Consider the following 25,279-nt stretch of genomic DNA (forward strand, 5'->3'; position numbering starts at 1 on the left):
CCATGTCCTCCCGCGTGAACAAGGAGATCGGCGAGGCCCTGCTGGCCTTCGTCGACCGGCAGCGGCCCGCGCTGCTGTCCATCAGTGACGATCTGGCGCCGATTCTGGCGGCGCTGGACGCGTTCCTCTCCGGCGGCAAGCGGCTCCGGCCGTTGTTCTGCTACTGGGGCTGGCGCAGCGCCGGGGGGGACGACCGCCGGGAGGTGGTGGCCGCGGCGGCCTCACTGGAGCTGCTGCAGGCCAGCGCGCTGATCCACGACGACGTGATGGACGCCAGCGACACCCGCCGCGGGCAGCCCTCGGTGCACCGCCGGTTCGAGGCGATGGCGGGGGCGGCCGGCTGGGGGGCGGCGGAGTCGTTCGGCACCGGCGCCGCGATCCTGCTCGGCGACCTGTGCCTGGCCTGGTCCGGCGAGATGTACGACCGGTGCGGCCTGCCCGCCGACGTCCTCCAGCGGGGGCGCAGGGTGTACGACCTGATGCGCACCGAGGTCATGAGCGGCCAGTATCTCGACATGCTCGAGCAGGCGCGGGGCACCGGGACGGTCGAGACGGCCCTGCGGGTCGTGGAGTACAAGAGCGCGAAGTACACCATCGAGCGGCCGCTGCACCTCGGTGCCGCGCTGGCCGGGGCGGACGAGCCGGTGCCGGCGGCCCTGTCGGCGTACGGCCTGCCGCTGGGCATCGCCTTCCAGCTCCGCGACGACGTCCTCGGGGTCTTCGGGGATCCGGCGGAGACCGGCAAGCCGGCCGGGGACGACCTGCGCGAGGGCAAGCGGACGGTGCTCATCGCGCTCGCGCTGGAACGCGCCGGCGCGGCCCAGGCCGAGGTCGTACGGCGCCTGCTGGGCGATCCGGCACTGGACCAGGCGGGCATCGCCGACCTCAGGTCGGTCATCGTCGAGACCGGGGCCCTGGCCGCCTGCGAGGCGATGATCGACACCTACGCCGCCCAGGCGCACGCCGCGCTCGAGTCGCCGTCCATCGCCGCCGGGGCCCGCGAGGCCCTCACCGAACTCGCCGTGGCGGCGACCGCCCGCCGCGGCTGACCCTCCCGCGCCGCTCCAGGCGATCTCCGTACGGACCCCGGACCGGGAAGACGCGCCGGCGTCATGGGGCGTTCACCTGCGGCTCGTACGGTCGGCGGGTGATCGGGGAAGCTGGCCGGGGGCGGAGACGCGGGGCCTTCGCGCTCGCCGGGATCTCGGTCAGCGTCGTGCTGATGACCCTGGTCGGCTCCTGGCGCCCGCCGGCGGCGGTGCCGGCGCTGGACCGGCCGGGCCTCCTCCCCCGGCTGCCCTGGGCGCCCTCCACGGATCTGGCCGTGACCCTCCTGCTCTGGGCCGCGATGATCATCGGCACCGCAGGGATGGCCGCCGGCCTGGCGGCGGTACGCGGCGGATGGCGCGTGCCGGCGGCGGGACTGCTGCTCGGCGGCGGGGTGGCGGTCGCGGTCCTCACCATCGCGCCGCCGATGGGCAGCACGGACCCGATGGACTACGCGGCCTACGGCCGGATGGCGGCGCTGGGCCACAACCCGCACGTGCTCACCCCCGGCGAGTTCCGGGCGACCGGTGACCCGGTGGGCGCGCTGGCGCCCCGCGAGTGGGAGGACCTCCCCTCGGTCTACGGTCCGCTCGCCACGGCCGCCCAGTGGGCGGCCGCCGAGCTCGGCGGCGGGTCGGCGGCCTGGACGGTGCTGTGGCTGAAGATCTGGAACGCCGCGGCCTTCCTGTCCGTCTCCGTCGCCCTGGCCCGGCTGGCCGGCCCCGACCCCGCGCGAAGGATCCGCGTCCACCTGCTGTGGACGCTGAATCCGCTGATGCTGTGGGCCCTGATCGGCGGCGCCCACGTGGACGGGCCCGCGGCGGCGCTCGCGGTGGCGGGGCTCTGCCTGCTGGGGCGGGCGGCCGGCCGGAGGGCGAGCCGGCCGGGCGCGGTGCTCCGCAGCGGGGCGGCCGGGCTGCTGCTGGGCGCGGCGGCCGCGGTGAAGGCCCCGTACGCGCTGGCGGGGGCGGGGATGGTCTGGGCGGTCAGGACCTCGCGCTGGGCGGTGGCGGCGCTCCTGGCCGGGGCCGCCGCCGCGCTGGCCACCGCCTACCTGCTGACCGGCCCCGAGGCGATCATGGCCGTGGTCCGCCGCGGGCGGATGCCGTCCTGGAACACGCCCTGGCAGCTGCTGGTCCCGGTGCTGGGCGGCCCGCCGCCGGGCTGGCTGCTGTCGTGGGGGCCCCTGGCGGCGGCCTTCGCCGTGGCGCTCGTGCTGCTGCGCGGGCTGCCGTCCGGCTCGGGCCGGCTCCGGCCCTCGCTGGCGATCTGCCTGGCCTGGGTGCTCACCACCCCGGTCTACTACCCGTGGTACGAGGCGCTGGTCTTCCCGTTGATCGCGCTGGCCCCCGCCTCCCGGCTGGACTGGCCGCATCTCGGCCGTGCGCTGGTGGCGACCGGCGGCTGCCTGCCCGGCGTGGCGTTCCGGCTGGGCGACTCCTGGCTGCGCGCGGCCGTCACCGACGGGCCGCTGTCCTATGTCGTCCCGTGCGCGCTGCTGGCGCTGGCCGTGGCCCTGGTCGGCGGGGCGGCGATCCGGGGCCGTACCGCCCCGGCCGCGGGCCCCGCCGTGCCGGCCGGCCCGCCGCTGCTGGCAAGGTCATCACTAAGCCGACATTAAAGACAAATAACTGCATTTGCCTTGACTAGCTACTTAAGCGGCGATTGATACATATTACGTACACAACAGGCGAAAGGGGTGGACGATGCAGAGCTTCGCGGAGGTCCTCAGGCGACGGCTGGGACAGGAACGCCGGTCGGTGGAACAGGCCATGGCCGACGGAGACGTCTTCGAGCAGGACCTGCACGAGGCGGCGCTGGAGGACCTCTACCGGCTGGCCCTCCAGAACGGTGTCACGGTCCACGACCCGGCACCCGAAGGGACACTCCTCACCCGCCCCTGAGACCGGGGGACGCCTACCTGGCCCTATGCCGTGATGGCGGCCGGGGCCGCCCCGCCAGAGCGCGGAAGGCGGGGCTCCAGGGGCCTACGGGTCAGTAATAAAGAACGCGTTACAATTTTCTTCCACCCGGCATCCGACCCCTCAAAGTAGGGCAGTCGAGGCATATCGTCCGCCCATGCTCACTCGACGGTCCGTCGTCCTGGCGGCGCTGCTGTGCATCGCTCCCCTCGCAATACAGACCGGCGTGGGCACTGCCGCCCCCCTGCCCCGGTCCGTCGCGGCCACCGCCGCTCGCGCCGCGGCGCCGTGCGGAGACCCGGCCTCCCGCCCCTGGTGCGCCACCGGTCTGTCCCCGGACCAGCGGGCCGGCCTGTTGCTCGCGGCGATGACGCTCGGCGAGGAACTCGACCTGATGGCCGGGGACGACCTGTTCGGGCCGCTGCACACCCCCGACTCCCCCACCGCGCACGAGGGCACCGTCAACGGCATCCCGCGCCTGGGCATCCCCACCGTGCTGATGGCGGGCGGCGGCCCCGCGGGCATCCGCCAGGGACCCGGCACGGCACTGCCCGCCCCGATCGCGCTCGGCGCGGGCTTCGACGTGGCCGCCGCCGCGCGGTTCGCCTCGGTGGTCGGCGACGAGGCGCGGCGGAAGGGCAACGACGTGGCCCTGGGCCCGGCCGTGGACATCGTGCGCGTGCCGCAGGCCGGCCGCGCCTACGAGGCCTTCGGCGAGGACCCCTACCTGGCCACCGGGCTGACGGTCCCCTGGGTCCGCGCCGCGCAGGCGCAGGGCGTCATCGCGGCGGTGAAGCACTATCCCGCCAACAACCAGGAGCGCGACCGTTACCTCGGGAACATCGCGGTCTCCGCACGGACGCTCCGCGAGATCTACCTCCCGGCGTTCGAGGCCGCCGTGCGCAACGGCCGCGCGGGCATGGTGATGTGCGGCTACAACAGGGTCAACGGGGAGCCGAGCTGCGGCAGCAAGCTCATGCTCGACCAGGTTCTGCGGGACCAGTGGGGCTTCCGCGGCACGGTGATCTCCGACTGGGTGCTGGCCGCCAAGGGCACCGCGGTCTCGGCCAACGGCGGCCTCGACATCGAGATGCCGATCGGGCTCGGCTACACCCCGCTCGCCCTGCGCGCCGCCCTCGGGCTCGGCACGGTGAGCCGGGCGACGGTGGACGCCCACGTCCGCAACTACCTGCGCACCCTGTTCGCCCACGGGGTCTTCGACCGCCCGCAGTACCCGAACGCCCCGGAGACCATCGACACCGCCGGGCACGCCGACACCGCCCGGCAGATCGCCGAGAACGGCATCACGCTGCTGAAGAACAACGGCGTGCTCCCGCTCGGCGCGCCCAGGAAGATCGCCGTCATCGGCTCGGCCGCGGACTCCTACGTCAGCGGCGGCGGCTCCTCCCAGGTCACCCCCCGCGCCCCCGTCACCCCGCGCCAGGGGATCACCGCCCGCGCCGGGTCCGGGGCGACCGTGACCTACTCCGACGGGTCCGACCCGGCCGCCGCCGCGGAGCTGGCCCGCTCGTCGGACGTGGCGATCGTGGTGGCCGCGGCCTCGCGTCAGGAGGCCACCGATCTCAGCTGCCTCAGCCTCGAGTGCGGCACGCAGAAGCGCGGCGACCAGGACGGGCTCATCGCCAAGGTCGCCGCCGCCAATCCCCGGACCGTCGTCGTGCTCGAGACCGGCGGGCCCGTCCTCACCCCCTGGGCCGGCCAGGTGGCCGCCGTGGTGGAGGCGTGGTACCCGGGCGAGCAGGGCGGCACCGCCCTCGCCCGCGTGCTGTACGGAGACGTGGACCCGGGCGGCCGGCTGCCGGTGACCTTCCCCGCCGCGGAGGGCGACACCCCGGTCGCCGGGGACCCGCGGCGCTACCCCGGAGTGGACGGCACGGCGACCTACTCCGAGGGCGTCATGGTGGGCTACCGGCACTACGACGCCAACGGCATCACCCCGAGCTTCCCCTTCGGCTTCGGCCTGTCGTACACGACCTTCGGCTACGGGGACCTCGCCGTGCGGCCGGGCGGCGTCTCGGTCACCGTGACCAACACCGGGCAGCGCACGGGCACGGCCGTACCGCAGCTCTATCTCGGCATGCCCGCGCCGGACGCCGGGACCCCGCAGCCGCCCAGAGCGCTCAAGGGGTTCGCCAAGGTCGTCCTCGCGCCGGGCCAGAGCAGGCGGGTGACCTTCCCGCTGAACGCCCGTTCCTACGCGTTCTGGCACCAGGCCACCGGCTCCTGGAAGATCGCCCCGGGCTGCTACCGGGTGATGGTCGGCGCGTCCTCCCGGGACATCGCCGCCACCGGCGGCATCCCCCGGGGCGGCGGTCACTGCTGACGCCCCGCGGGCCGGCAGGGCGGTGGACTGTCGGCCAATGGGAAGTTCGTGGCGTTCTGTCACTGAAAGGTGGGGCACCTGAGGTCCGGGTGAACCAGAATGTTCGCCATGCCTGACGAGACCCCCCGCATCACCCCGCTGCCGGAGAGCGAGTGGGACGAGACCGTGGCCGGAGTCGTCTCCGTGACCGGCCCGCTCAACATCTTCACCACGCTGGGCCGGCATCCCGACCTGTTCAGATCGTGGATCGGCTTCGGCACCATGCTCCTCATGGGCGGGACGCTGCCCGCCCGGGACCGTGAGCTGGCGATCCTGCGCGCCGCCCACAACAACGGCTGCACCTACGAATGGACCCACCACGCCCGGCTCGCCCGGGACGCGGGCCTGGACGACGCCGAGATCGCGGCCCTGGCCGCAGGGCTGGACGAGTACCCCTGGGCACCGGCGGACCGCATCGTGGTCGCCGCGGCCGACGAGCTGCACACGACCCGGACGCTCAGCCAGGCGAGCTGGGACGCGCTGGCGGAGCGGTTCGACGAGCACCGGCTGATCGAGCTGGTGATCCTCATCGGCCACTACACGATGCTGGCCTTCGCCCTCAACGCGTTCGGGGTGCAGCCCGAGGCGGCGCACTGACCCACGGGGTCCCCATCACACGTACCGGCTCTGAATACCGTCACGTCGTCCCATCCGGTGATCTTTTGCCGGATGGGACGACGTTTCCTGGCCCACACTCTTCCCGGACGCGATACAAATAGGGCAATCTTTGCCTCCCCCTGTAACGCCGGAGCTCACGTGCCTGATGACACTCCCCTCGGCCCGGACGATCCGCGCCGTCTGGGCGGTTACACGCTCATCGGGCGGCTGGGCGAGGGCGGCCAGGGCGTGGTCTACCTGGGCCGTGATCGCGGCGGTGACCTCGTGACGGTGAAGCTGCTGCGCGGGGGCTGGGCGGCCAGCCAGCGCGCCCGTACGCGCTTCATGAAGGAGGCGGCGGCCGCCCGGCGGGTCTCCGCCCCGCACACCGCCCGGGTGCTCGACGCCGAGGTGACCGGCGACCGGCCCTACATCGTCAGCGAGTTCGTCGAGGGCCCGTCACTGCAGCACGTGGTCGAGGACCGCGGCCCGCTGGCCGGCGCCCAGCTGCGCAAGGTAGCGCTGCGGACGGCCGCCGCGCTGGCCGCCATCCACCGGGCCGGCATCGTGCACCGCGATTTCAAGCCCGGCAACGTGGTGCTCGGGCCGGAGGGCGCCAAAGTGATCGACTTCGGGGTCGCCCGCACCCTGGACGCCACGCCGACGACCACCGGGCCGGTGGGCACGCCCGCCTACATGTCCCCGGAGCAGATCGAGGAGGAACCGGTCGGGACCAGCGCCGACGTCTTCGCGTGGGGCTCGACCATGGTGTTCGCGGCCACCGGCCGGCCGCCGTTCGGCTCCGGTTCCGGACCGGCCGTCATGCGCCGGGTGACCGAGCGCGCTCCGGACCTCGGCGACCTCAAGGGACCGCTGCGGGAGCTGGTCGAGCGCAGCCTGGACAAGAACCCGGCCGCCCGGCCGACCGCTCCCCAGCTCGTGCAGGCCCTGCGCGCCGGTGCCGGCCCCCGCCCGAAGCCCAAGCCGAAGAAGATCCCCGCCTACCGCTGGCGGATGATGGTCGCCCTCGCAGCGGTGATCGTCCTGGGTTTCCTGCTGGGCGTCCTCATGCCCACCCACTGAGCCGTCACCCGGCCCCGGCACGGCCCCGGCGGCGCGGATCCCGGCCTGACGCCTGTGCGTACCGGACGGCGATCGCCGGCGCCCCGGAAGACCGGTTCGCACCGCCGAGGCGCGTACGCGGAGGCCGGTCTTTCGGTATTTTGGGGAACTCAGTCGTGCTGCCGGCGGGAGGCTCGGTGACCATCGGCATCCGTTACGGCGTGCACTCGGATGCCGGCATCGTCCCCGACCGCAACGAGGACTCGGCCTACGCGGGCGCACACCTGCTCGCCGTCGCCGACGGCATCGCGGACCGGCCCGGCGGGGACATCGCGAGTGCCACCGTCATCGAGAGCCTCCGCGGGCTGGACACCGAGATCCCCGCCCAGTCCCTCGTCGGCACGCTGGAGCTCGGCGTCAGACGGGCCAACGACGAGCTCCACCACCTCGTCGAGGGCGAACCCTCCCTCCACGGCATGGGAGCGACGCTCACCGCGATGCTGCGGTCGGGCTCCCGCATCGCCCTGGTGCACATCGGCGACTCGCGGGCCTATCTCCTGCGCGATGGCGTGCTCTTCCAGATCACCCACGACCACACCCTGGTCCAGTCGCTGGTGGACGAGGGCCGGATCACCCTGGAGGAGGCCGCCTCCCATCCGCAGCGCTCGGTGCTGCTGCGTGCCCTCGACGGGCGCGGCGAGGTCGAGCCCGACCTGTCGCTGCGGGACGCCCGGCTGGGCGACCGTTATCTCCTCTGCTCCCATGGGCTGTCGGGGGTGGTGAGCGCACAGACCCTCCACCACGCCCTCACCGAGCATACGGAGCCCGGCGGGGCCGCCGAGCGGCTGATCGACCTGGCCAAGCGGGGCGGCGGTCCCGAGAACATCACCTGCGTGGTGGCGGACGTCGCCGAGCTGACCTGGCAGGAGTCCCAGGCGGCCAGGCCGGTGATGGTGGGCGCCGTGGCGGACCGGCCCCCCGGAGGGGGGAGTGCGGGCCGGGCACCTTTCCGGCTGCCCGGGTACACCGTCCTCGAAGCGCTGGGTGAGGGCGGCTACGCGACCGTCTACCGGGCCAGACAGCTCAACCCGAAACGCAATGTGGCGATCAAAGTAGTCGATCTCCGGGTCCGGGAACGGGATTTGCGGCGCTTCCAGCGCGAGGTGGAGGCCGCCGCGCGGCTGTCCGCACATCCGAACGTCGTCACCCTCCACGCCGCCGGGGCCCTGGGCGATGGACGCCCCTACCTCGTCATGGAGATGTGCACCGGCGGCTCACTGGCGGACTGGCTGAGGATCAACGGGCCGCTGCCCCCCGCCCGCGTCCGGGAGATCGGCGTGCACATCGCGGGCGCGCTCGGGCAGGCCCATCGACTGGGGGTCCTGCACCGTGACATCAAGCCGCACAATCTGCTGCTCACCGAGTTCGGCCAGGTGGCGCTCGCCGATTTCGGCATAGCGGCACTGCCGGAGCCGGGGCGGGAACTGTCGGTGACGCTGAACACGATGACCCCGGCGTACGCCTCGCCGGAGTCGTTCGACGGTGCCGAGCCGACCGCCGCCGCGGACGTGTACTCGCTCGGAGCGACCCTCTACGCCCTGCTGGCGGGCCGGCCGCCACGTGCTCCGGAGCGGAACCTGCCGGTGACGGCGCTGGTGAAGCACTACTCAGCGGCACACGACCGCCCCGTCGAGTCCATCGCCGGTGTCCCGGAATCCCTCATGGCGGTGCTGCGCATCGCGCTGGAGAAGGACGTGACCCGGCGCTTTCGCACCGCGGCGCAGTTCCGCGACACGCTCGAGTCCGTACGACTGGACGCCTGAGACGCCGCGGCACGACCCCGGCCGCCCGTGCGGCCCAGACCACCCGACGGGCCGCCCGATCGGCACCCGGCCCGCGGGCACCGCTCACGACCCGGCCGTCACCAGTGCGGCGGCCTGTCCTCGAGGTAGCGGGCGTCGTCGTCGGCGGGCGCGCGCCACTCCCCCCAGCCGGTGTCGGTGTCGTCACGGGTCTGGTCCGGCAGGATCTCCAGGTCGTCGTCGGAGAGATCCACCTGCCGGTCGTCATCGGGTGCGATGCTCATACGGTCATTGTCGTGCATCCGGGGGCGGCATACGAGCATCCGCCCGGTCAGCACCGCGCGTCGCGCAGGCGGCGGGCCAGTTCGGCGGCCACCGCGCCCGGTGACGAGGCCTCGGTGAGGGCCCGGACCACCACGACCCGCCGGGCCCCCCGGTCCAGCACCTGGTCGAGGTTGCCCAGGTCGATGCCGCCGATGGCGAACCACGGCCGGGACACGCGCTGCGCGGCGACGTACTCCAGCAGCTTGGGCCCGGGCGCGGGGCGGCCGGGCTTGGTCGGCGTCGGCCAGACCGGGCCGGCGACGAAGTAGTCGACGCCCGGCTGCGCCGCGGCGGCCGAGGCCTCCTCGTCGGAGTGCGTCGAGCGCCCGATCAGCACGTCCTCGCCGAGGATGCGCCGGGCCGTCGCGACGGGGAGGTCGTCCTGCCCGAGGTGCAGCACGTCGGGCCGGGCCGCGGCGGCGACGTCGGCCCGGTCGTTGACCGCCAGCAGCGCCCCGTGCCGGTCACACGCCTCCCGGAAGACCGACAGGTGGTCGATCTCCTGGCGCGCCTCCAGCCCCTTCTGGCGCAGCTGGACGATGTCCACGCCGTTGCCCAGCACCTCGTCGAGGAACGCCGGCAGGTCGCCCTGCCGCTCCCGGGCGTCGGTGCACAGGTAGAGCCGGGCCCGGTCGAGCCTGGCCCGCAGCGTCACGGCACGTTCGGACGGGAGATGCAGGGGCACGGTGAGACCTCTCGGGTGAGCGGCCCCGGGAGGGGCCCCGGGGCGGGGCCTAGAACGCCAGGGCCTGAGCCCGTCTGCGGATCTCGGTGCCCCGGTTCTCGGCCAGTGCCTGCGCGGGGGTCCCCGGCAGGGTGTCGTCGTCGGTGAACAGCCAGCGCAGCGCCTCGATCTCGCTGAAGCCCGCGTCGGCCAGCAGCGTGAGCGTCCCGCTCAGCCCTTTGACGACCTGCCCGTCCTGGACGAAGATCGCGGGGATCCGGTAGCCGCCCTCGTGCGGGACGCCGAGGAGCTTGTGGTCACGGATCAGCTGCTTGGCCTTGTTCTGGTTGAGCCCGAGAGCGACAGCCGCCTCCGAGAGGGAGAGCCACTCTCCCACCAGGTCCTCGGCGCTCTTTCCGGTCGCGCTATCAACAGCGGTGTTCATCTGTGTCACGGACACCTTGGTACCACCTCTGGCAAGTGCTCAAACCGCCTGAACCATCTCACATGCGTGCGGAATTGCGGACGGCGACCCCCGGATCCATGATCAACTCGGGGTCGACGGGGGTTCCGCTCGCCATGAGCCGGCGGGCCTGCACCAGGTCGCGGGGCCGGTCGACGGTCAGGATCGCGTCCAGCCGGTCACCGGTCAGCCAGCACGCCGCCCAGGCGGGCTCGGTGGGATCGCCCCGGAAGACCGGCCGGCCCGGCCCCGGGTGGCCCGCGAACTGCATCATGCGGCCGAACTGCTCGGACCAGAAGTACGGGACGGCGTCGTAGCAGGCGTCCTCGCCCAGGAGCGAGGCGGCGGCCACCTCGGGGGCGTTGAGCGCGTTGTCCCAGTGCTCGACCCGCAGTCGCCGGCCGTACCGGTTCGACCACCACGCGGCGCAGTCGCCGACCGCGACGATCTCGGGCCGCCTGGTGCGCAGGGAGGCGTCCACCACCACCCCGCCCGCCAGTTCCAGCCCCGAGCCCGCCAGCCAGGCGGTCTCCGGGCGGACGCCGACCCCCACCACGATCTCGTGGGCGTCGATCCAGCCGCCGCCGGCCAGCGCCAGGCCGTTCGGTTCGACCGAGGCGACCTTGACCCCGCAGCGCAGCTCGATCCCCGCCGCGGCGTACCACGGCACGGTCAGCGCGCCGATCTCGGAGCCGACGGCGTTGGCCAGCGGCGCGTCGGCGGCCTCCACGACGGTGACCCGGCAGCCCAGCCGGGCGGCCGCCGTGGCCACCTCGGCCCCGATCCAGCCCGCGCCGACGATGACGATGCGGGCGCCCTCGGTCAGCCCGGCCCGCAGCGCCCGGGCGTCGTCGATCGTGCGGATGACGTGCTGGGGGCCGTCCCCGGGCAGCCGTACGGGCGTCGAGCCGGTGGCGATGACCAGCCCGTCGAAGGGCAGTTCCCCCGCCGACGACTCCAGCGTCCCGCCGGTGTCCGGGGCCAGGCGCAGTCCCGTGACCGTGTGCCCGAGCAGGAGCTCGCAGCGCAGCGCGTCCCAGTCGGTGTCGACGGTCGTGTCGTCGGTGTCCCCCAGGAGGACCGCCTTCGACAGCGGCGGCCGGTCGTAGGGCCGGTGCCGTTCGGCCCCGACGAGGGTGATGGCGCCCTGGTATCCCCTGGCCCGCAGCGCCTCGGCGGTCCGCACACCCGCCAGCCCGGCGCCGGCGACCACCACGGAGCCCGGCGACGAGGGCCCGCCCGCAACCGCATCCATGACGGCACACCCTAGTACGGGGCCTCCGGGCCGCTGTAGACGGGTGTCCAGACACGTGGCCGTATGGTCCGGCGGTGCCGGGTGCCCCGCCGGGACATACGCTAGGGGGGACGAGCGCGGGAGTCCGGTACGACCGGGCTGAGAGGGCGGCTGATGGGGCCGCCGACCGCTACGACCTGATCCGGATCATGCCGGCGAAGGGAGCCAGAGGTGTCCGATCCAGCGCCGCGGGACGTGGTGATCATCGGGGCGGGGGTCATCGGGCTGGTGACCGCCTGGCGGGCGGCCCAGCGCGGCCTGACGGTCACGCTGGTCGACCCGGCCCCGGCGAGCAGGGCGTCGCACGTGGCCGCGGGGATGCTCACCCCGGTCAGCGAGCTCACCTACGGAGAGGAGCCGCTGCTGCGCCTCGGTCTCGCCTCCCGGGACCGCTACCCGTCCTTCGTGGCCGAGCTGGAGGAGCTCACCGGGCAGCGGACGGGGCACCGGGCCGACGGGCTCCTCCAGGTCGCCTTCGACGGCGACGATCTCGGCTACCTCGACGACCTGCGGCGCTTCCAGGAGAAGCTCGGGGTGCACGCCGAGGCCCTGACCGGCCGGGAATGCCGCCGGCTGGAGCCGATGCTGGCCCCCTCGGTGCGGGGCGGGCTGCTGGCCCCCGGCGACGGCGCGATCGACCCCCGGCGGCTCACCGCCGCGCTGCTGACCGCGGTCGGCCGGGCCGGCGGCGAGCTCGTACGGCTGGCCGCCACCGGCGTGATCGTGGAGCGGGACACCGCGGTGGGGGTACGGCTGGCGGGCGGCGGCGAGATCCGGGCCGGCCGGGTGGTGCTGGCGGCCGGCCCGTGGATCGGCGACCTGGCCGGCCTCCCGCCGGGCGTCGTGCCGCCGATCCGGCCGGTGAAGGGGCAGGTGCTGCGGCTGCGGGCCGGACCGGCGGGCACTCCCGCGCTGAGCCGCCCGACCCGGGGGCTGGTGCGCGGCTCCTCGATCTACCTGGTGCCGCGTGCGGACGGCGAGATCGTGGTGGGGGCGACCCAGGAGGAGCTCGGCTACGACACCACCATCACGGCGGGCGGCGTCTGGGAGCTGCTGCGCGACGCCCGCGAGCTGGTGCCCGGCATCACCGAGCTGGAGTTCGTCGAGGTGAACGCGGGCCTGCGCCCGGGGTCGCCGGACAACGCCCCGGTCCTCGGCCCGGCCGCGCTGCCCGGGCTGTTCCTGGCCGCCGGGCACTTCCGCAGCGGGGTGCTGCTGGCGCCGGTGACCGGTGAGGTGATGGCCGAGGTGCTCGCCGGCGGCGCGCTGCCGGCCATCGCCCGGCCGTTCACCCCGGACCGGTTCGCCCCGGCCGGGCCCGGCGGCGGGCCCGGAAATCAGCCCGGCGATCGGCCCGGTGATCAGCCCGGCCAGCGGCCCGGCGAGGAGATGAGAGCATGAAGCTGATCGTCAACGGCGAGCCGCGCGAGGTCCCGGACGACGCGACCGTGGCCAGCGTGGTCGCGGCGGTGACGCCGGCCACCGCGGGCGTGGCGGTCGCGCTCAACGACGAGGTCGTCCGCCGCGCCGAGTGGCCTTCGACGCCCGTACGGGACGCGGACCGGCTCGAGGTACTGACCGCCGTACAGGGAGGGTGAGCAGGGTGGATCCGGGCAGGAACGAGGGCCCCGCGGGAGCGGACCGGCCGGCGGGCACGGACGAGCTCGTGATCGCGGGCGAGTCCCTCGGCTCACGGCTGATCATGGGCACCGGCGGGGCGCCCAGCATGCGGGCGCTGCGGGAGGCGCTGACCGCCTCCGGTACCCGGCTGACCACCGTCGCGATGCGCCGGGTGGATCCGGCGGCGCGCGGCTCGGTGCTCGACGTCCTGCGGGAGTGCGACATCCGGGTGCTGCCGAACACCGCCGGCTGCTTCACCGCCGGTGAGGCGGTGCTGACCGCCAAGCTGGCCCGCGAGGCCCTGGGCACCAACTGGGTGAAGCTCGAGGTCATCGCCGACGAGCACACCCTCCTGCCGGACCCGATCGAGCTGCTCGACGCCGCCGAGCAGCTGGTCGGCGACGGGTTCGTCGTGCTGCCCTACACCAACGACGACCCGGTGCTGGCCCGCCGGCTGGAGCAGGCGGGCTGCGCCGCGGTGATGCCGCTGGGCTCCCCCATCGGGTCGGGCCTGGGCATCCGCAACCCGCACAACATCGAGCTGATCGTGGAGCGGGCGGGGGTCCCGGTCGTGCTGGACGCGGGCATCGGCACCGCCAGCGACGCCGCCCTCGCCATGGAGCTGGGCTGCGACGCCGTCCTGCTGGCCACCGCGGTGACCCGGGCGCAGTCCCCCGCGACGATGGCCGCGGCCATGCGGCACGCGGTCGAGGCGGGCCGGCTGGCCCGGCTGGCCGGCCGCATCCCCCGGCGCCGCCACGCCCAGGCCTCCTCGCCCTGGGAGGGCCTGGCCGGATAGCCTTCCGGGCCGCGTCTGTGACACGCGCGCCAGAATCGGCCCATGCTCATACCCCGGACTGATGGGAGCAAGGGCGAATCGCCCGTACACTCACACCGATGGACACGACGGTTGCAGATCCACTCGTCGGGCAGGTGCTCGACGGGCGCTACCGCATTGAGTCCCGGATCGCCCGCGGCGGGATGGCCACCGTCTACGTGGCCCGTGACATCAAACTCGGTCGCGCCATCGCGCTCAAGGTGATGCACGCCAACCTCGCGCAGGACGACGAGTTCGTCCGGCGTTTCATCGTCGAGGCCAAGTCCGCGGCGGCGCTGTCGCACCCCAACGTCGTGGCCGTCTACGACCAGGGCACCGACGGCCACTACGTCTTCCTGGCGATGGAGTACGTCCCCGGCCGCACGCTGCGCGACCTGCTCACCGAGCAGAGCCGGCTGGGCCCCCGGCAGGCACTGAGCCTGATGCAGCCGGTGCTGGCCGCGCTGGGCGCCGCCCACCGGGCCGGGCTCGTGCACCGCGACGTCAAGCCCGAGAACGTCCTGCTGACCGATGACGGCCAGGTCAAGGTGGCCGACTTCGGGCTGGCGCGGGCCGAGACGGCGAGCAAGCAGACCAAGACCGGCATGATCATCGGCACGGTCGGCTACATGGCGCCGGAGCAGGTGCTGTCCGGCCACGCCGACTCCCGCTCCGACGTCTACGCCGCCGGGATCATGCTGTTCGAGCTGCTGACCGGCTACCAGCCGCACCAGGCCGACAGCCCGCTCGCGGTGGCCTACAAGCACGTCAACGAGGTCGTGCCGCTGCCCTCCAGCGTGCTGCCGGGCATCCCGCCGCAGCTCGACGCGCTGGTCGCCACCTCCACCAGCCACGACCCGGCCCGCCGGCCCGCCGACGCCAACCACTTCCTGGCCGCCGTCGCCGAGACCGACCGGGCGCTCCCCCGTGACATCGACCACCAGATGGCCAATGTCACGGCCTCCTTCCAGCAGCCGACCATGCAGGGCGGCGGCTCGCACACCTCGGTCCTGCCGCCCGGCCTGGTGCGGCCCGGCGCGCCGGCGGAGCCCGCCGCCCCGCTCGCGGACCGCGTGATCTCCTTCGTGACCGGCCGGTTCGTGCTCATCGCGCTGGGCCTCATCGCCGCCCTGGTGCTCGGCTGGGCGGTGTGGTACCAGACCGCGGGCCAGTACGAGACCGTCCCGGCCGACATCATCGGCGTCTCGGTCAAGGACGCCAAGGCCCAGCTCGAGGCGAAGGGCTACCGCGTCGCCCAGGGCAAGGCCAGGTACGACCAGAAGGTGCTCAAGGGCATGGTGGCCGCCACCGACCCGGTCCCCGGCACCCGGCTCACCAAGTCCGCGCTCGTCACCCTGATCCCCTCCAAGGGCAAGCCGCCCGTCCCGGTGCCCAGCGTCGCGGGCAAGTCCCTGTCGGAGGCCCAGAGCGCGCTGTCGGCGAAGGGCTTCAACGCCGACACCGTCAAACGGGAGTCCTCCAAGACCGTGCCCCGCGACCAGGTCGTCCGCACCGATCCGCGCGCCGGGGAGATGGTGCAGCCGGGTGAGTCCGTCACGGTCGTGGTCAGCGACGGCATCACGGTGCCCGACCTCGCGGGCAAGTCCCGCGAGGAGGCCGCGCAGCTGCTCCAGCAGGCCGGGCTGAACGCCAGCTTCCAGGAGCAGGACGGCGAGCCGCCCAACGTGGTGGTCACCCAGAGCCCGCCGGCCGGCACCGGCGTCAGCAACGGCGACACCGTCACCGTCACCGTGAACAAGCCGAAGTGCTTCTTCGACCAGTTCGGCATCAAGGTCGGCTGCGACAACGGCGGCGGCCAGGGCCAGGAGCAGATCCCGGTGCCCAACGTCGTCGGCCAGAACGTGCACGACGCGCGCAAAACCCTGCGCGAAGCGGGGTTCCAGGTGAACGTCGGCGGGTTCGGCGGGGACATCATCAAGCTCCAGATCCCCAACGGCGGCCAGGCCGCGCGCGGCTCGACCATCCGCATCTTCCGGGGTCCCTGAGGGGCCGGCCGTCACGGGCCGGGCCGCCCGCCCGGGTGAGTAGGCTGGTAGGCCTATGACGCCGACTCCCAAGAGCCCCATCGGCGGGCACGTCTTCGTCGCCGGCGGCCTCGCCACCGGAGGGCTGAAATACGCCGCCGAGATCGGTGCGGAGGCCATCCAGGTCTTCGTCTCCAACCCGCGCGGCTGGGCTCTGGCCGCGGGCAAGGCCGCCGAGGACGCCCGGCTGCGCGACAGCGGCCTGCCCACCTACGTGCACGCGTCCTACCTGATCAACTTCGGCTCTCCCACCGAGGAGACGCTGAAGAGGTCGGTGGACTCCGTCCGGCACGCGCTGAGCCGGGCCGCCGACATCGGCGCCCGCGGCGTGGTCGTGCACACCGGCTCCGCGGTCAGCCAGTCCTACGACCAGGCGATGCGACAGATCCACGAGCACCTGCTGCCGCTGCTGGAGGAGATCCCCGAGGACGGGCCGGATCTGCTGCTCGAGCCGATGGCGGGGCAGGGCGCCATGCTGTGCGCGACCGTGCAGCAGCTGGGCCCCTACTTCGACGCGCTGGAGCGGCATCCCCGGCTCGGCGTGTGCCTGGACACCTGCCACGCCTTCGCCGCGGGACACGACCTCACCGCGGCGGCCGGGGTCAAGGAGACCATCGACGCGCTCGTGGCCACCGTGGGGGCGGGGCGGCTGAAGGTGATCCACGCCAACGACTCCAAGGACCCGTGCGGTTCCGCCCGGGACCGGCACGAGAACATCGGCGCCGGCCTGATCGGTGAGGCCCCGTTCGCCGAGCTCTTCCGGCATCCGGCCGTGGCGGGGGTCCCGTTCCTGATCGAGACCCCGGGCAAGTCGGCCGAGCCGCACCGGCGGGACATCGACACGCTCAAGAGGCTGCGGGACGGCTGAGCCGGGCCGCCTCCGGGCCGCCTCCGGGCGACGCGGCGGGCACTGGCCTCGGGGCCGGGCAGGCTGCCCGGACCCGTGAAAAAGGGCCCGGGCGCTGCCGAACAACCCCCCGACTGTTCAGCAGCACCCGAGCCCACCGCCGTCAGGCCCCACCCCCCCGGTACGGGGCCTGTCGGCTCTGATCCGGCCTCCGGTGCGGTCCCACGTCGTACGTTCGGGAATCCCCGCCCATCAACGTGGTACGACCGCTCCGGCGCTCCGGATCTCCTGTGTCGTCTTGAAGTTCGGTGCTCAGGACGAACACTATGCGTCTTACCGCTGATGGGGGTGGTGGGAAACCGCGCCCTCGATGAACGGTGCGTAGCCAGCGTCATACGCTCAGTAGTCGTACGACGAACGGTCGGTCTACGGCGACGAACGGTCCCGACGGCTCATCGGGCGCGGTCGGTGGTCAGTCCCTCGGGCAGATGGAGCCTGGCCATCGCACGATCCACGCCGGGCGGCACCCGGAGCGGGGTCAGCAGCGAGACCCCCACCATCACCGCGAACGTGACCGGGACGATGGCGACGGTGGGCTGTGCGAGCACCGCCCCGGGCCAGCCGCCCCGCACGGCGCCGGCGAGGTGCGTCAGGGCTGCCAGGACGGCCAGCGAGCAGCCCGCGGCGAGACCCGCCACCGCCCCCACCGGGGTCAGCCGCCGCCACCAGAGGCCCAGGACCAGCAGCGGGCACAACGAGCACGCCGAGACCGTACAGCCGAGCGTGACCAGCCCGGCCGGGCCGAGCGGCCGGACCCATGCCACCAGCGCGAGCGGCACGGCGACGGCGACGACCGCGCCGAGCCGGAACGCGCCCGCCCCGCCGCGCGGCCCGCAGTGGGAGACGGTGCCGGCGATGGCCACCACCGCGCAGCAGGAGGCGGCGGCGAAGGCAGCGAAGGCCGCCGCGGCGACCAGCCCGGTCAGGAACGAGCCGGCCGGCCCGGGGGCCAGCCGGTGCGGCAGCATGAGGACGGTCGCGTCCCCGTCGCCGGTCATGAGCAGGCCGGGGGTGTAGAGCCGGCCCAGGGCGCCGTACAGCGCGGGAAGGACGCAGAACAGCCCGAGCAGCGCCGGGACCAGGGCGGCGGTGCGGCGCGCCGCCCGCCCGCACGCGTGGGCGGAGAAGCACCCGACGGCGTGCGGCAGCCCCATGGTCCCCAGCAGCACGCTGAGGACCACGGAGTAGGTGGTGAACAGCGGGTGGTCGCCCCGGCCGAACGGCGCCGCCCAGACGTCACCGCCCGGCTCCGGCGCCGGGGCCGGGCGCGGCACCCGGGCACCGGCGGGGAAGACCAGCCGGGCTCCCTCCTCCAGCACGTGCGTGCCGGGTTCCAGCACGACGCGCGCCCCGTCGTGGCGCCGCCCGTCCAGCACCCCGGCGATCTCGATCCCGGTGCCGGCGAGCACCCGGATCGCCACGTCGAGATCGATGGCGACGGTCGTCTCCTGCGCGAAGCGGGGCGGCTGCGGCCGGCCCTGGCCGGCGGTGAGGCCGAGGTGCCAGAGCGCGAGCAGCGCGACCACGGGGACGGCCATCGCGACGAGCCTGAACCAGCACCGGAAGGCCCGGCCGGCGGTGAGGCCGCGCATGCCGCCGGCGAGCACGATGGACAGGGCGACGACGATGACGGCCGTCCGGCCCACCCACGCAGGAGGGCCTGCGAGCACCCGCAGCGCGATCCCGGCGCTCTCCAGCTGAGGCAGCAGGCAGAACCAGCCGGTGACGCAGACACAGACGCCGGCCGCCCGCCGCACCGCCCGCGAGCCGAGCCGCCACTCGGCGAAGCCCGTGAGGGTGAAGGCGCCGGAGCGGCGCAGCGGCGCGGTCACGAAGACCTGCAGTAGCACGTGCCCGGCCGCGGCCCCGACGGGCAGCCACAGCATGCCGGCCCCGTAGGCCAGCGCCAGGCCCGCGGTGCCGAGGAAGGCCGCCGCGGAGATGAACTCCCCGCCGATCACCGGGGTGTTCCGCGGCTCGCGCATCGGCCGGGGGGTGAGCCGGGCGCAGGCCTCCGCCCGCGGGCTCCACAGCAGGCTGAGCGCCCCCACGGCCGCCACCAGCGCCGTCAGCGCGGCCACTGTCACCGGCACGCTCATGAGCGCTCCACGACCTCGGTGAAGTCCCGCTCGGTGCGTTCGGCGCGCCGCACGTGCCACGCGGCCGTGAGGATCCAGAGCGGCTGCACGCCCAGGGCCAGCACCAGCCAGGGCAGCGGCACCCCGAGCATCCGCGACCGGGCCAGCCCGGGGACCACGACGAACGCCAGCGGCAGGCCGCCGAAGGCCATCACCATGACCAGGGAGGTGAACATCGCCAGGCGGAGCTGGGCCCGCATCAGCCAGCGGACGTAGACGGCGCCCAGCGCGGTCTGCTCGTCGAGCTCCCGGCTCACCGGCCAGTGCCCGGGGCCGCGCGGCGCCCGCGTGCGCGGGCTGGTCACCGGCACCCGCCGCGGACCGCTCACGGTGCCTCCGCCGGCGGCGGGCCGGCGGGCGGCGCACCCGGGACCGCGGGATCCTGGGCGGAGGCGGCCGGCGGCTCCGGGGCGGGCTGCGGGCGGGAGGTCTGCGGCAGCGGCGAGTCCGGGCGCGGCCGGGGGTCGAACCGGAACCGCCGGACGAGCAGGTCGCGCACCTCGCGGGTGTGGCGCCGGCTCACCGGCAGCAGCTCGTCGCCGACCTGCACGGTGGCCCGGCCGCCGTCGAAGCGCAGCTCGGTGATGTGCCCGGCCGAGACCAGGGTGCTGCGATGGATCCGGATGAAGCCCGCGACCTCCCACCGCTTGGCCAGCACCACCAGCGGCATCCGGATGAGGTAGCCGCCCTCGGAGGTGTGCAGCCGTACGTAGTCGCCGTGCGCCTCGACGTAGAGCACCGTCGACCGCATGACGAGCCGGGTGCGGCCGCCCAGCTCGACGGGGATCACCTCGTCCAGCTCCGCCTCGTCCGGCGCGGGCCCTTCCTCCTTGCGGCTCACCGCCACCTGGACCCGGCGTACGGCCTCGGCCAGCCGCTGCGGGCGCACGGGTTTCAGCAGGTAGTCCAGGGCGCCCAGCTCGTACGCCGTCACCGCGCAGTCGTCGTGCGCGGTCACGAACACCACGACCGGCGGGGCGGCGAACTCCATCAGGAGCCGGGTGAAGTCCAGCCCGTCCAGCCCGGGCATCCGGATGTCGAGGAAGATGGCGTCCAGGCGCTGGCCGGCGACCAGCATGCGGCTGAGGTTGCGCAGCGCCTGGGCCGCCTCGGAGGCGGCCGTCACCTGTTCGATGCGCGGATCCTCCCGCAGGAGGTAGGCCAGCTCCTCCAGCGCGGGAACCTCGTCGTCGACCGCAAGTACGTGAAGCATGTGCCGACCATGCCCCCGATCACCCTGCGTGCGCAATCGCTTTCACCAGGTAGCCGGTAATTGCTTCCGGCGGGCGCTCGGATTCACTCCGGAAAGACCCCGGGCCGGCATTTCGGCACCCGCAGGCTCACCTTGGTGCCGGCCCCCTGACCGGTCTCCACGATCAGGCCGAACTCGTCGCCGTAGACCTGCCGCATCCGCTCGTCGACATTGGCCAGCCCGATGCCCGCATTGGGACCGGTGTCGCCGGCCAGCACCGCCCGCAATCGCTCCGGATCCATTCCGACCCCGTCGTCCTCGATGCTGATGGCGGCCTCGGCCCCGGCGTCGCGGGCCACGATGCGGACGTGAAAGGACTGCCTGCTGGCCTCCATGCCGTGCCGGATCGCGTTCTCCACCAGCGGCTGCAGGGAGAGAAAGGGAACGGCCACGGGCAGCACTTCCGGGGCGATCTCCACCGTGAACCGCAACCGCTCCCCGAACCGGGCGCGTTCCAGCAGCAGATACCGGTCGATGGAGCGCAGTTCCTCGGCGAGCGTGGTGAACTCGCGTGGATTGCGGAAGGAGTACCGGGCGAAGTCGGCGAAGTCCAGCAGCAGTTCCCGCGCGCGTTCCGGATCCGTGCGCACGAAGGAGGCGATGGTCGTCAGCGAGTTGTAGACGAAGTGCGGGGAGATCTGCGCGCGCAGCGCCCGCATCTCGGCCTCGATCAGCCGGGCCCGGGCGGAGTCGAGCTCGGCCAGCTCCAGCTGGCCCGACACCCAGCGGGCCACCTCGCCCAGCGCCCGGATCCGGGTCGGGCACGCGGCCGGGCCGTAGGCCGCCAGGGCCCCCACCACGCGTCCCTCGATGGTGAGCGGGGCGACCATGCCCACGCGCACCTTGCAGAAGGGGTCGCCGCACGCCACCAGCTCGGACTCGACCACCCGTGGCCGCCCCGATTTCAGCACCGGATGCACGTGCCCCAGCGCACGGCCCGCGTGCTCGGCGCCGGCGCCGTCCCAGCCGAGCAGCTGCTCGGCGTCGGTCAGCGCCACCGCCTCGACGTCCAGCAGCGCCCGCAGGTGCCGGGCGGCCTTGCGGGCGGAGTCCCTGGTCAGGCCGGACCGCAGGGACGGCGATGCCAGCGAGATGGTGTGCAGGGTGCCGAAGGTGGCCTCGTCGGCGAGCGAGCCGAATCCGCGCCGCCGTGTTCGTCGCCAGACCATGACAGATTACGATAACGAAAAGTAAGCAGACGAACACGCAGAATGACGATCCGCGGGGCTGGCCCGTACCTACGGCGGCGGGGAGTCGCCGTCCTCCTCCTGGTAGGAGTAGCGCTGCTCACGCCAGGGGTCGGCGGTGTTGTGGTAGCCGCGCTCCTCCCAGAACCCGCGCCGGTCCTGCACGAGATACTCCACCGCGCGCGCCCACTTGACGCTCTTCCAGGCGTACAGGTGCGGCACGACGAGCCGGACCGGGAAGCCGTGGTCGGGGGTGAGTCGCTCACCGTTGTGGTGGGTGGCGAGCATCGTGCCCGCGGCCAGGAAGTCCGCCATCCGCAGGTTGGCGCTGTAGCCGTACTCCGCCCAGACCATGACGTGGGTGACGTCCGGGTGCGGCGGGGCCAGCTCCACGAAGGCGGCGCCGGTGACGCCCTCCCAGTGGTTGTCGGGGATGGTGAACTTGGTGACGCAGTGGAAGTCCGCGACGACCTTCTCGGTGGGCAGGCCGTCGAACTCGTCCCAGTTCCAGCGGTACTGCCGGTCGGCCGCGGTGGCTCCGTACACCCGGAAGTCCCAGCCGGCGGGCCGGAACTTGGGCACCGGCCCGTAGTGCAGGACGGGCCAGCCGCGGGGGACGTACTGTCCCGGCGGCAGTGACTTCTCGAGCTCGGTCCCTGGATCTGTCATGACCCGGCCATACTGCCACCCTCAGGCGGTGAGCCATATTCGGGCCCTCCCGCCCGCGGCATCCCGGGACTGTGTGTAATGTGTGTGACGTGCGCAGCGTCGTCTACTTCTTTTGGTATGGCCAGCCCGGAGCTCGGGTGATGGTCGGCCGAACGCTGCGCTGACAGACCTCACACGAAAGCCCCGGGCCGCACTGGCCCGGGGCTTTCTGCATGTTCACACAGTCCCGCTGGATGAGGAGAGAGAGCAATGGTCGTTGTGATGGGCCCAGAGGCCACCGAAGCGGATATCGACGCCGTCGTCTCGCTGGTCGGGGCGGCGGGCGGCGACGCCTTCGTCAGCCGCGGCGTGAACCGCACCATCGTCGGGCTGGTCGGCGACGTCCAGCAGTTCGGCTCGCTCAACCTGCGCGGCATGAGCGGCGTGAGCGACGTCGTGCGCATCTCGGTGCCCTACAAGCTGATCAGCCGCGAGAACCACCCGGACCGTTCCGTGGTGCGGGTCGGCGGCGTCCCGATCGGCCCCGACACGATGACCCTCATCGCCGGCCCGTGCGCGGTGGAGACCCCGGAGCAGACCCTCCAGGCCGCGCAGATGGCGCGGGCCGCGGGCGCCACCCTGCTGCGCGGCGGCGCGTTCAAGCCGCGCACGTCGCCGTACGCGTTCCAGGGGCTCGGCGAGGCCGGGCTGAAGATCCTCGCCGAGGTCCGGGCCGAGACCGGGATGCCGATCGTCACCGAGGTCGTGGACGCCCGCGACGTCGACCTGGTCGCCTCGTACGCCGACATGCTGCAGATCGGCACCCGCAACACGCAGAACTTCGCGCTGCTGCAGGCGGCCGGCGAGGCCGGCAAGCCGGTGATGCTCAAGCGCGGCATGAGCGGCACCATCGAGGAGTGGCTGATGTCCGCCGAGTACATCGCCCAGCGCGGCAACCTCGACATCGTGCTGTGCGAGCGCGGCATCCGCACCTTCGAGAAGGCCACCCGCAACACCCTGGACATCTCCGCGGTGCCGGTGGCCCAGCGGCTGTCGCACCTGCCGGTGATCGTGGACCCCTCGCACTCGGGGGGCCGCCGCGACCTGGTGCTGCCGCTCACCCGGGCGGCCATCGCGGTCGGCGCGGACGGTGTGATCATCGATGTGCACCCGCACCCGGAGACCGCCCTGTGCGACGGGCCGCAGGCCCTGGTCGACGGTGACCTGCGGGAGCTGGCCAAGGTGGTCCGGGACTTCCCGCCGCTGGTCGGCCGCGCCCTCACCCGGAGCGCCGACGCCGTACCCGCCTGAGGCGCTCGCCCGCCGTGCCACGGTGATCACACTCCGGTGCCGTCACCGTGGCGGGCGTGCCGTTGGACGCGGGCGGCATTGCCGCTACGCTCGGGAGCCATGACGTACTGGCACGCGGTCACGCCGCCGCCCGCCCCCTGACCCGGGGCGGCCGCTTCTCCTTCCGCTGTACGGGCCCGGTGCCGAGCACCCGGGCCCGCTCCGCGCACCCTCGTACGGCTTCGCCCCGGAACACGGATCCGATCTTCCGATTCGAGTTTCAGGAGCGTTCCGCGTGCTGTTCCTTCTCTCCCCGCGTCCCCTGCGCTCACTGCGCTCCGGTGGCGGCGCGGCCGACATCCTGCTGGCGGCGTCCCTGTGGGGCACCACCGGCACCGTCCGCACCCTCGCCCCGGCGTCCGCCGGGCCGGTCACCGTCGGCGCCGCGCGCATCATCCTCGGCGGGCTGGTGCTGTTCGTGCTCGCCGCCCGGGGCGCCGGCCTGCGCCCGCTGCTCCGCCGCGGCCGCGGGACCTGGGCCATGCTCGCCCTCGGCGCGGTCAGCGTCGCGGTCTACCAGACGGCGTTCTTCGCGGCGGTCGCCCGCACCGGGGTCGCGACCGGCACCGTCGTCACCATCGGCAGCGCCCCCGCCTTCACCGGCGTGCTCTGCCTGCTCACCGGCCAGGGCGGCCTGTCGCGGCGCTGGATCCTCGCCACGGCCGGCGCCGTCACCGGCTGCGCGCTGCTGGTCGGCGGCGGCCAGGACGCCGGGGTCGAGCCGGTGGGCGTCCTGCTCGCCCTGCTGTCCGGCCTGACCTACGCGGCGTACGCGACCGTGACGTCCCATCTGATCACCCGCGGCGAGGACGGCCTGGCCGTGGTCGGGGCCCTGTTCGGCGGCGCGGGCGTGCTGCTGCTCCCGGTGCTGCTGAGCGGCGGGCCCGGCACCCTGCTCAACGGGCCCGGCCTGCTGGTGACGCTGTACCTGGGCGTGGTGACCACCGGGCTGGGTTACGTGCTCTACGCCCGGGGGCTGGCGACCACTCCGGTCGCCGTCGCCACGACCCTCGGCCTGGCCGAGCCCGCGGTCGCCGCGCTGCTGGGCCTGGTGGTGCTGGACGAGCACCTCGGCGGCGTCGCCCTGGCCGGGCTGGCCATCCTGGCGGGCGGCATCGTCCTGCTCGCCACCGGCGGAACACGGCCGGGATCGCGGGGCGGGCGGGCGCCGTCGGTTCGATCCCGGGACGGCGGGGCCCGCCGGGACGACACTTGGACCGACGCCACCGTGGCGGCCGTCCGCACGCGGGCGTGGCATCGCAGGGGAAGCCGATGACCGTTCCCGAGATCACCGACGTGCATCCCGCCGAGGAGCTGGCCGCCCCGGAGGGGGAGACGGTGCCGGTCGACGTCGAGCTGGTGCCGGTGATCCGGGCGCTGTGGGCGCTGGACCTCCGCACCCTGATGTGCTGCCAGGACATCGGCGAGGCGATGGCGGGCGGCGGGATCCGCTCGATGGCCGAGCCGGCCCGCTGGAGCGCCTTCCTCGCCGGGCACGCGTGGCTGAAGATGCCCGTCGACGCCGGCCAGGCCCTGCTCGCCCGGCTGGACGGGACGCCGGAGTTCTCCGCGCGGCTGTCCGCCAAGGTCGCCGGCGGCTGGTACTCGGCCGTGTGGCTGTCGCCGGCGGGCCTGGCCGGCCACGCCAACCTCTATTTCCCCCGCGCGCAGATACCCGAGCTCGCCGCCACCCTGGCCACCATGCCCCCATGACCGCCACCCCCGCCATGGCTCGCTGCCGTGATCATGCAATCGTT

At 73.8% G+C, this 25,279-nt stretch carries 24 protein-coding genes and 1 riboswitch; of the genes, 15 read left to right on the plus strand and 9 right to left on the minus strand.

All coding sequences use genetic code 11. The features are described from left to right. The first annotated feature begins 2 nt into the window (after positions 1-2). The 7 genes from ACRYCC_RS29020 (at position 3) to ACRYCC_RS29050 (ending at position 8,834) form a co-directional block, all read left to right on the plus strand. Entirely contained in the window at positions 3-1,049 is a 1,047-nt protein-coding gene (locus ACRYCC_RS29020; protein ID WP_433816895.1) for a polyprenyl synthetase family protein, read from the plus strand. A gap of 98 nt (positions 1,050-1,147) precedes the next feature. Continuing rightward, positions 1,148-2,668 carry an MptA/MptB family glycosyltransferase gene (locus tag ACRYCC_RS29025; RefSeq protein WP_433816896.1) on the plus strand — a complete coding sequence of 507 codons (1,521 nt, stop codon included), beginning with the start codon at positions 1,148-1,150 and terminating at the stop codon, positions 2,666-2,668. Between the two features lie 85 nt (positions 2,669-2,753). Beyond that, a complete protein-coding gene (locus ACRYCC_RS29030) occupies positions 2,754-2,951 on the plus strand; it encodes a hypothetical protein (protein ID WP_433816897.1) in 198 nt (65 codons plus the stop codon). A 175-nt stretch (positions 2,952-3,126) separates the two neighbouring features. Further along, positions 3,127-5,313: a beta-glucosidase family protein gene (locus ACRYCC_RS29035; protein ID WP_433816898.1), complete on the plus strand. Its 2,187-nt coding sequence runs from the start codon at positions 3,127-3,129 to the stop codon at positions 5,311-5,313. Between the two features lie 108 nt (positions 5,314-5,421). After that, the gene (locus ACRYCC_RS29040) at positions 5,422-5,949 is read left to right on the plus strand and encodes a carboxymuconolactone decarboxylase family protein (protein ID WP_433816899.1); all 528 of its coding nucleotides are present in this window, start codon (positions 5,422-5,424) and stop codon (positions 5,947-5,949) included. A gap of 159 nt (positions 5,950-6,108) precedes the next feature. After that, a complete protein-coding gene (locus ACRYCC_RS29045) occupies positions 6,109-7,032 on the plus strand; it encodes a serine/threonine-protein kinase (RefSeq protein ID WP_433816900.1) in 924 nt (307 codons plus the stop codon). 176 nt (positions 7,033-7,208) lie between these two features. After that, positions 7,209-8,834 carry a bifunctional protein-serine/threonine kinase/phosphatase gene (locus tag ACRYCC_RS29050; protein WP_433816901.1) on the plus strand — a complete coding sequence of 542 codons (1,626 nt, stop codon included), beginning with the start codon at positions 7,209-7,211 and terminating at the stop codon, positions 8,832-8,834. Between the two features lie 98 nt (positions 8,835-8,932). Here the strand turns inward: ACRYCC_RS29050 and ACRYCC_RS29055 are convergent, their stop codons facing one another. The 4 genes from ACRYCC_RS29055 to ACRYCC_RS29070 are packed head-to-tail and all read right to left on the minus strand — an operon-like array spanning position 8,933 to position 11,519. Next, positions 8,933-9,097: a hypothetical protein gene (locus ACRYCC_RS29055; protein ID WP_433816902.1), complete on the minus strand. Its 165-nt coding sequence runs from the start codon at positions 9,095-9,097 to the stop codon at positions 8,933-8,935. A 47-nt stretch (positions 9,098-9,144) separates the two neighbouring features. Beyond that, positions 9,145-9,822 carry a thiamine phosphate synthase gene (gene thiE, locus ACRYCC_RS29060; RefSeq protein ID WP_433816903.1) on the minus strand — a complete coding sequence of 226 codons (678 nt, stop codon included), beginning with the start codon at positions 9,820-9,822 and terminating at the stop codon, positions 9,145-9,147. 49 nt (positions 9,823-9,871) lie between these two features. After that, positions 9,872-10,246 carry an Rv2175c family DNA-binding protein gene (locus ACRYCC_RS29065; protein ID WP_433817211.1) on the minus strand — a complete coding sequence of 125 codons (375 nt, stop codon included), beginning with the start codon at positions 10,244-10,246 and terminating at the stop codon, positions 9,872-9,874. A gap of 58 nt (positions 10,247-10,304) precedes the next feature. Further along, positions 10,305-11,519 carry an NAD(P)/FAD-dependent oxidoreductase gene (locus ACRYCC_RS29070; RefSeq protein ID WP_433816904.1) on the minus strand — a complete coding sequence of 405 codons (1,215 nt, stop codon included), beginning with the start codon at positions 11,517-11,519 and terminating at the stop codon, positions 10,305-10,307. A 106-nt stretch (positions 11,520-11,625) separates the two neighbouring features. Then, positions 11,626-11,739, plus strand: a riboswitch (TPP riboswitch). Here ACRYCC_RS29070 and thiO point away from each other — a divergent pair. The 5 genes from thiO to ACRYCC_RS29095 all read left to right on the plus strand — a co-directional run bounded on the left by thiO (position 11,730) and on the right by ACRYCC_RS29095 (position 16,908). Further along, entirely contained in the window at positions 11,730-12,959 is a 1,230-nt protein-coding gene (thiO, locus tag ACRYCC_RS29075) for a glycine oxidase ThiO (protein ID WP_433816905.1), read from the plus strand. It overlaps the preceding riboswitch by 10 nt. Next, positions 12,956-13,156 (plus strand): sulfur carrier protein ThiS, encoded by a 201-nt coding sequence (thiS, locus tag ACRYCC_RS29080; RefSeq protein ID WP_433816906.1) that lies wholly within the window; start codon positions 12,956-12,958, stop codon positions 13,154-13,156. The genes thiO and thiS overlap by 4 nt, the downstream gene beginning before the upstream one ends. Before the next feature lie 5 nt (positions 13,157-13,161). Then, positions 13,162-13,977 carry a thiazole synthase gene (locus tag ACRYCC_RS29085; protein WP_433817212.1) on the plus strand — a complete coding sequence of 272 codons (816 nt, stop codon included), beginning with the start codon at positions 13,162-13,164 and terminating at the stop codon, positions 13,975-13,977. Between the two features lie 98 nt (positions 13,978-14,075). Then, positions 14,076-16,001: a Stk1 family PASTA domain-containing Ser/Thr kinase gene (gene pknB / locus ACRYCC_RS29090; RefSeq protein WP_433816907.1), complete on the plus strand. Its 1,926-nt coding sequence runs from the start codon at positions 14,076-14,078 to the stop codon at positions 15,999-16,001. 55 nt (positions 16,002-16,056) lie between these two features. Beyond that, positions 16,057-16,908: a deoxyribonuclease IV gene (locus ACRYCC_RS29095; protein WP_433816908.1), complete on the plus strand. Its 852-nt coding sequence runs from the start codon at positions 16,057-16,059 to the stop codon at positions 16,906-16,908. Between the two features lie 431 nt (positions 16,909-17,339). Here ACRYCC_RS29095 and ACRYCC_RS29100 read toward each other — a convergent pair whose 3' ends face one another. The 5 genes from ACRYCC_RS29100 to ACRYCC_RS29120 all read right to left on the minus strand — a co-directional run bounded on the left by ACRYCC_RS29100 (position 17,340) and on the right by ACRYCC_RS29120 (position 22,193). Beyond that, positions 17,340-19,046 (minus strand): sodium:solute symporter family transporter, encoded by a 1,707-nt coding sequence (locus ACRYCC_RS29100; RefSeq protein WP_433816909.1) that lies wholly within the window; start codon positions 19,044-19,046, stop codon positions 17,340-17,342. Further along, complete coding sequence (locus ACRYCC_RS29105) at positions 19,043-19,414, minus strand: hypothetical protein (RefSeq protein ID WP_433816910.1); 372 nt, start codon at positions 19,412-19,414, stop codon at positions 19,043-19,045. Before ACRYCC_RS29105 ends, ACRYCC_RS29100 begins: the two co-directional genes overlap by 4 nt. Continuing rightward, the gene (locus ACRYCC_RS29110) at positions 19,411-20,298 is read right to left on the minus strand and encodes a LytR/AlgR family response regulator transcription factor (protein WP_433816911.1); all 888 of its coding nucleotides are present in this window, start codon (positions 20,296-20,298) and stop codon (positions 19,411-19,413) included. The genes ACRYCC_RS29105 and ACRYCC_RS29110 overlap by 4 nt, the downstream gene beginning before the upstream one ends. Before the next feature lie 83 nt (positions 20,299-20,381). Beyond that, positions 20,382-21,506: a sensor histidine kinase gene (locus tag ACRYCC_RS29115; protein WP_433816912.1), complete on the minus strand. Its 1,125-nt coding sequence runs from the start codon at positions 21,504-21,506 to the stop codon at positions 20,382-20,384. 69 nt (positions 21,507-21,575) lie between these two features. Then, a complete protein-coding gene (locus tag ACRYCC_RS29120; RefSeq protein ID WP_433816913.1) occupies positions 21,576-22,193 on the minus strand; it encodes a molybdopterin-dependent oxidoreductase in 618 nt (205 codons plus the stop codon). Positions 22,194-22,442: 249 nt separating this feature from the next. Here ACRYCC_RS29120 and aroF point away from each other — a divergent pair, with 249 nt between their 5' ends. The 3 genes from aroF to ACRYCC_RS29135 all read left to right on the plus strand — a co-directional run bounded on the left by aroF (position 22,443) and on the right by ACRYCC_RS29135 (position 25,235). Further along, positions 22,443-23,483, plus strand: coding sequence for a 3-deoxy-7-phosphoheptulonate synthase (aroF, locus tag ACRYCC_RS29125; protein WP_433816914.1), 1,041 nt, complete (start codon positions 22,443-22,445; stop codon positions 23,481-23,483). Positions 23,484-23,757: 274 nt separating this feature from the next. Continuing rightward, positions 23,758-24,798, plus strand: coding sequence for a DMT family transporter (locus ACRYCC_RS29130; protein WP_433816915.1), 1,041 nt, complete (start codon positions 23,758-23,760; stop codon positions 24,796-24,798). Further along, entirely contained in the window at positions 24,795-25,235 is a 441-nt protein-coding gene (locus ACRYCC_RS29135) for a hypothetical protein (RefSeq protein WP_433816916.1), read from the plus strand. Before ACRYCC_RS29130 ends, ACRYCC_RS29135 begins: the two co-directional genes overlap by 4 nt. Positions 25,236-25,279 lie beyond the last annotated feature (44 nt).

This window comes from Actinomadura scrupuli (assembly GCF_050971785.1).
In the GTDB taxonomy this organism is placed as follows: Bacteria; Actinomycetota; Actinomycetes; order Streptosporangiales; family Streptosporangiaceae; genus Actinomadura_E; species Actinomadura_E scrupuli.

Excerpts from the sequence above, each read along its gene's own strand:
- ACRYCC_RS29030 (WP_433816897.1), top strand. The coding sequence starts at position 2,754 with ATGCAGAGCTTCGCGGAGGTCCTCAGGCGACGGCTGGGACAGGAACGC.
- ACRYCC_RS29095 (WP_433816908.1), top strand. The coding sequence starts at position 16,057 with ATGACGCCGACTCCCAAGAGCCCCATCGGCGGGCACGTCTTCGTCGCC.
- ACRYCC_RS29100 (WP_433816909.1), bottom strand. The coding sequence starts at position 19,046 with ATGAGCGTGCCGGTGACAGTGGCCGCGCTGACGGCGCTGGTGGCGGCC.
- pknB (WP_433816907.1), top strand. The coding sequence starts at position 14,076 with ATGGACACGACGGTTGCAGATCCACTCGTCGGGCAGGTGCTCGACGGG.
- thiS (WP_433816906.1), top strand. The coding sequence starts at position 12,956 with ATGAAGCTGATCGTCAACGGCGAGCCGCGCGAGGTCCCGGACGACGCG.
- aroF (WP_433816914.1), top strand. The coding sequence starts at position 22,443 with ATGGTCGTTGTGATGGGCCCAGAGGCCACCGAAGCGGATATCGACGCC.
- ACRYCC_RS29120 (WP_433816913.1), bottom strand. The coding sequence starts at position 22,193 with ATGACAGATCCAGGGACCGAGCTCGAGAAGTCACTGCCGCCGGGACAG.
- ACRYCC_RS29115 (WP_433816912.1), bottom strand. The coding sequence starts at position 21,506 with ATGGTCTGGCGACGAACACGGCGGCGCGGATTCGGCTCGCTCGCCGAC.
- ACRYCC_RS29055 (WP_433816902.1), bottom strand. The coding sequence starts at position 9,097 with ATGAGCATCGCACCCGATGACGACCGGCAGGTGGATCTCTCCGACGAC.
- ACRYCC_RS29065 (WP_433817211.1), bottom strand. The coding sequence starts at position 10,246 with ATGAACACCGCTGTTGATAGCGCGACCGGAAAGAGCGCCGAGGACCTG.
- ACRYCC_RS29110 (WP_433816911.1), bottom strand. The coding sequence starts at position 20,298 with ATGCTTCACGTACTTGCGGTCGACGACGAGGTTCCCGCGCTGGAGGAG.
- ACRYCC_RS29040 (WP_433816899.1), top strand. The coding sequence starts at position 5,422 with ATGCCTGACGAGACCCCCCGCATCACCCCGCTGCCGGAGAGCGAGTGG.
- ACRYCC_RS29035 (WP_433816898.1), top strand. The coding sequence starts at position 3,127 with ATGCTCACTCGACGGTCCGTCGTCCTGGCGGCGCTGCTGTGCATCGCT.
- ACRYCC_RS29135 (WP_433816916.1), top strand. The coding sequence starts at position 24,795 with ATGACCGTTCCCGAGATCACCGACGTGCATCCCGCCGAGGAGCTGGCC.
- ACRYCC_RS29070 (WP_433816904.1), bottom strand. The coding sequence starts at position 11,519 with ATGGATGCGGTTGCGGGCGGGCCCTCGTCGCCGGGCTCCGTGGTGGTC.
- ACRYCC_RS29020 (WP_433816895.1), top strand. The coding sequence starts at position 3 with ATGTCCTCCCGCGTGAACAAGGAGATCGGCGAGGCCCTGCTGGCCTTC.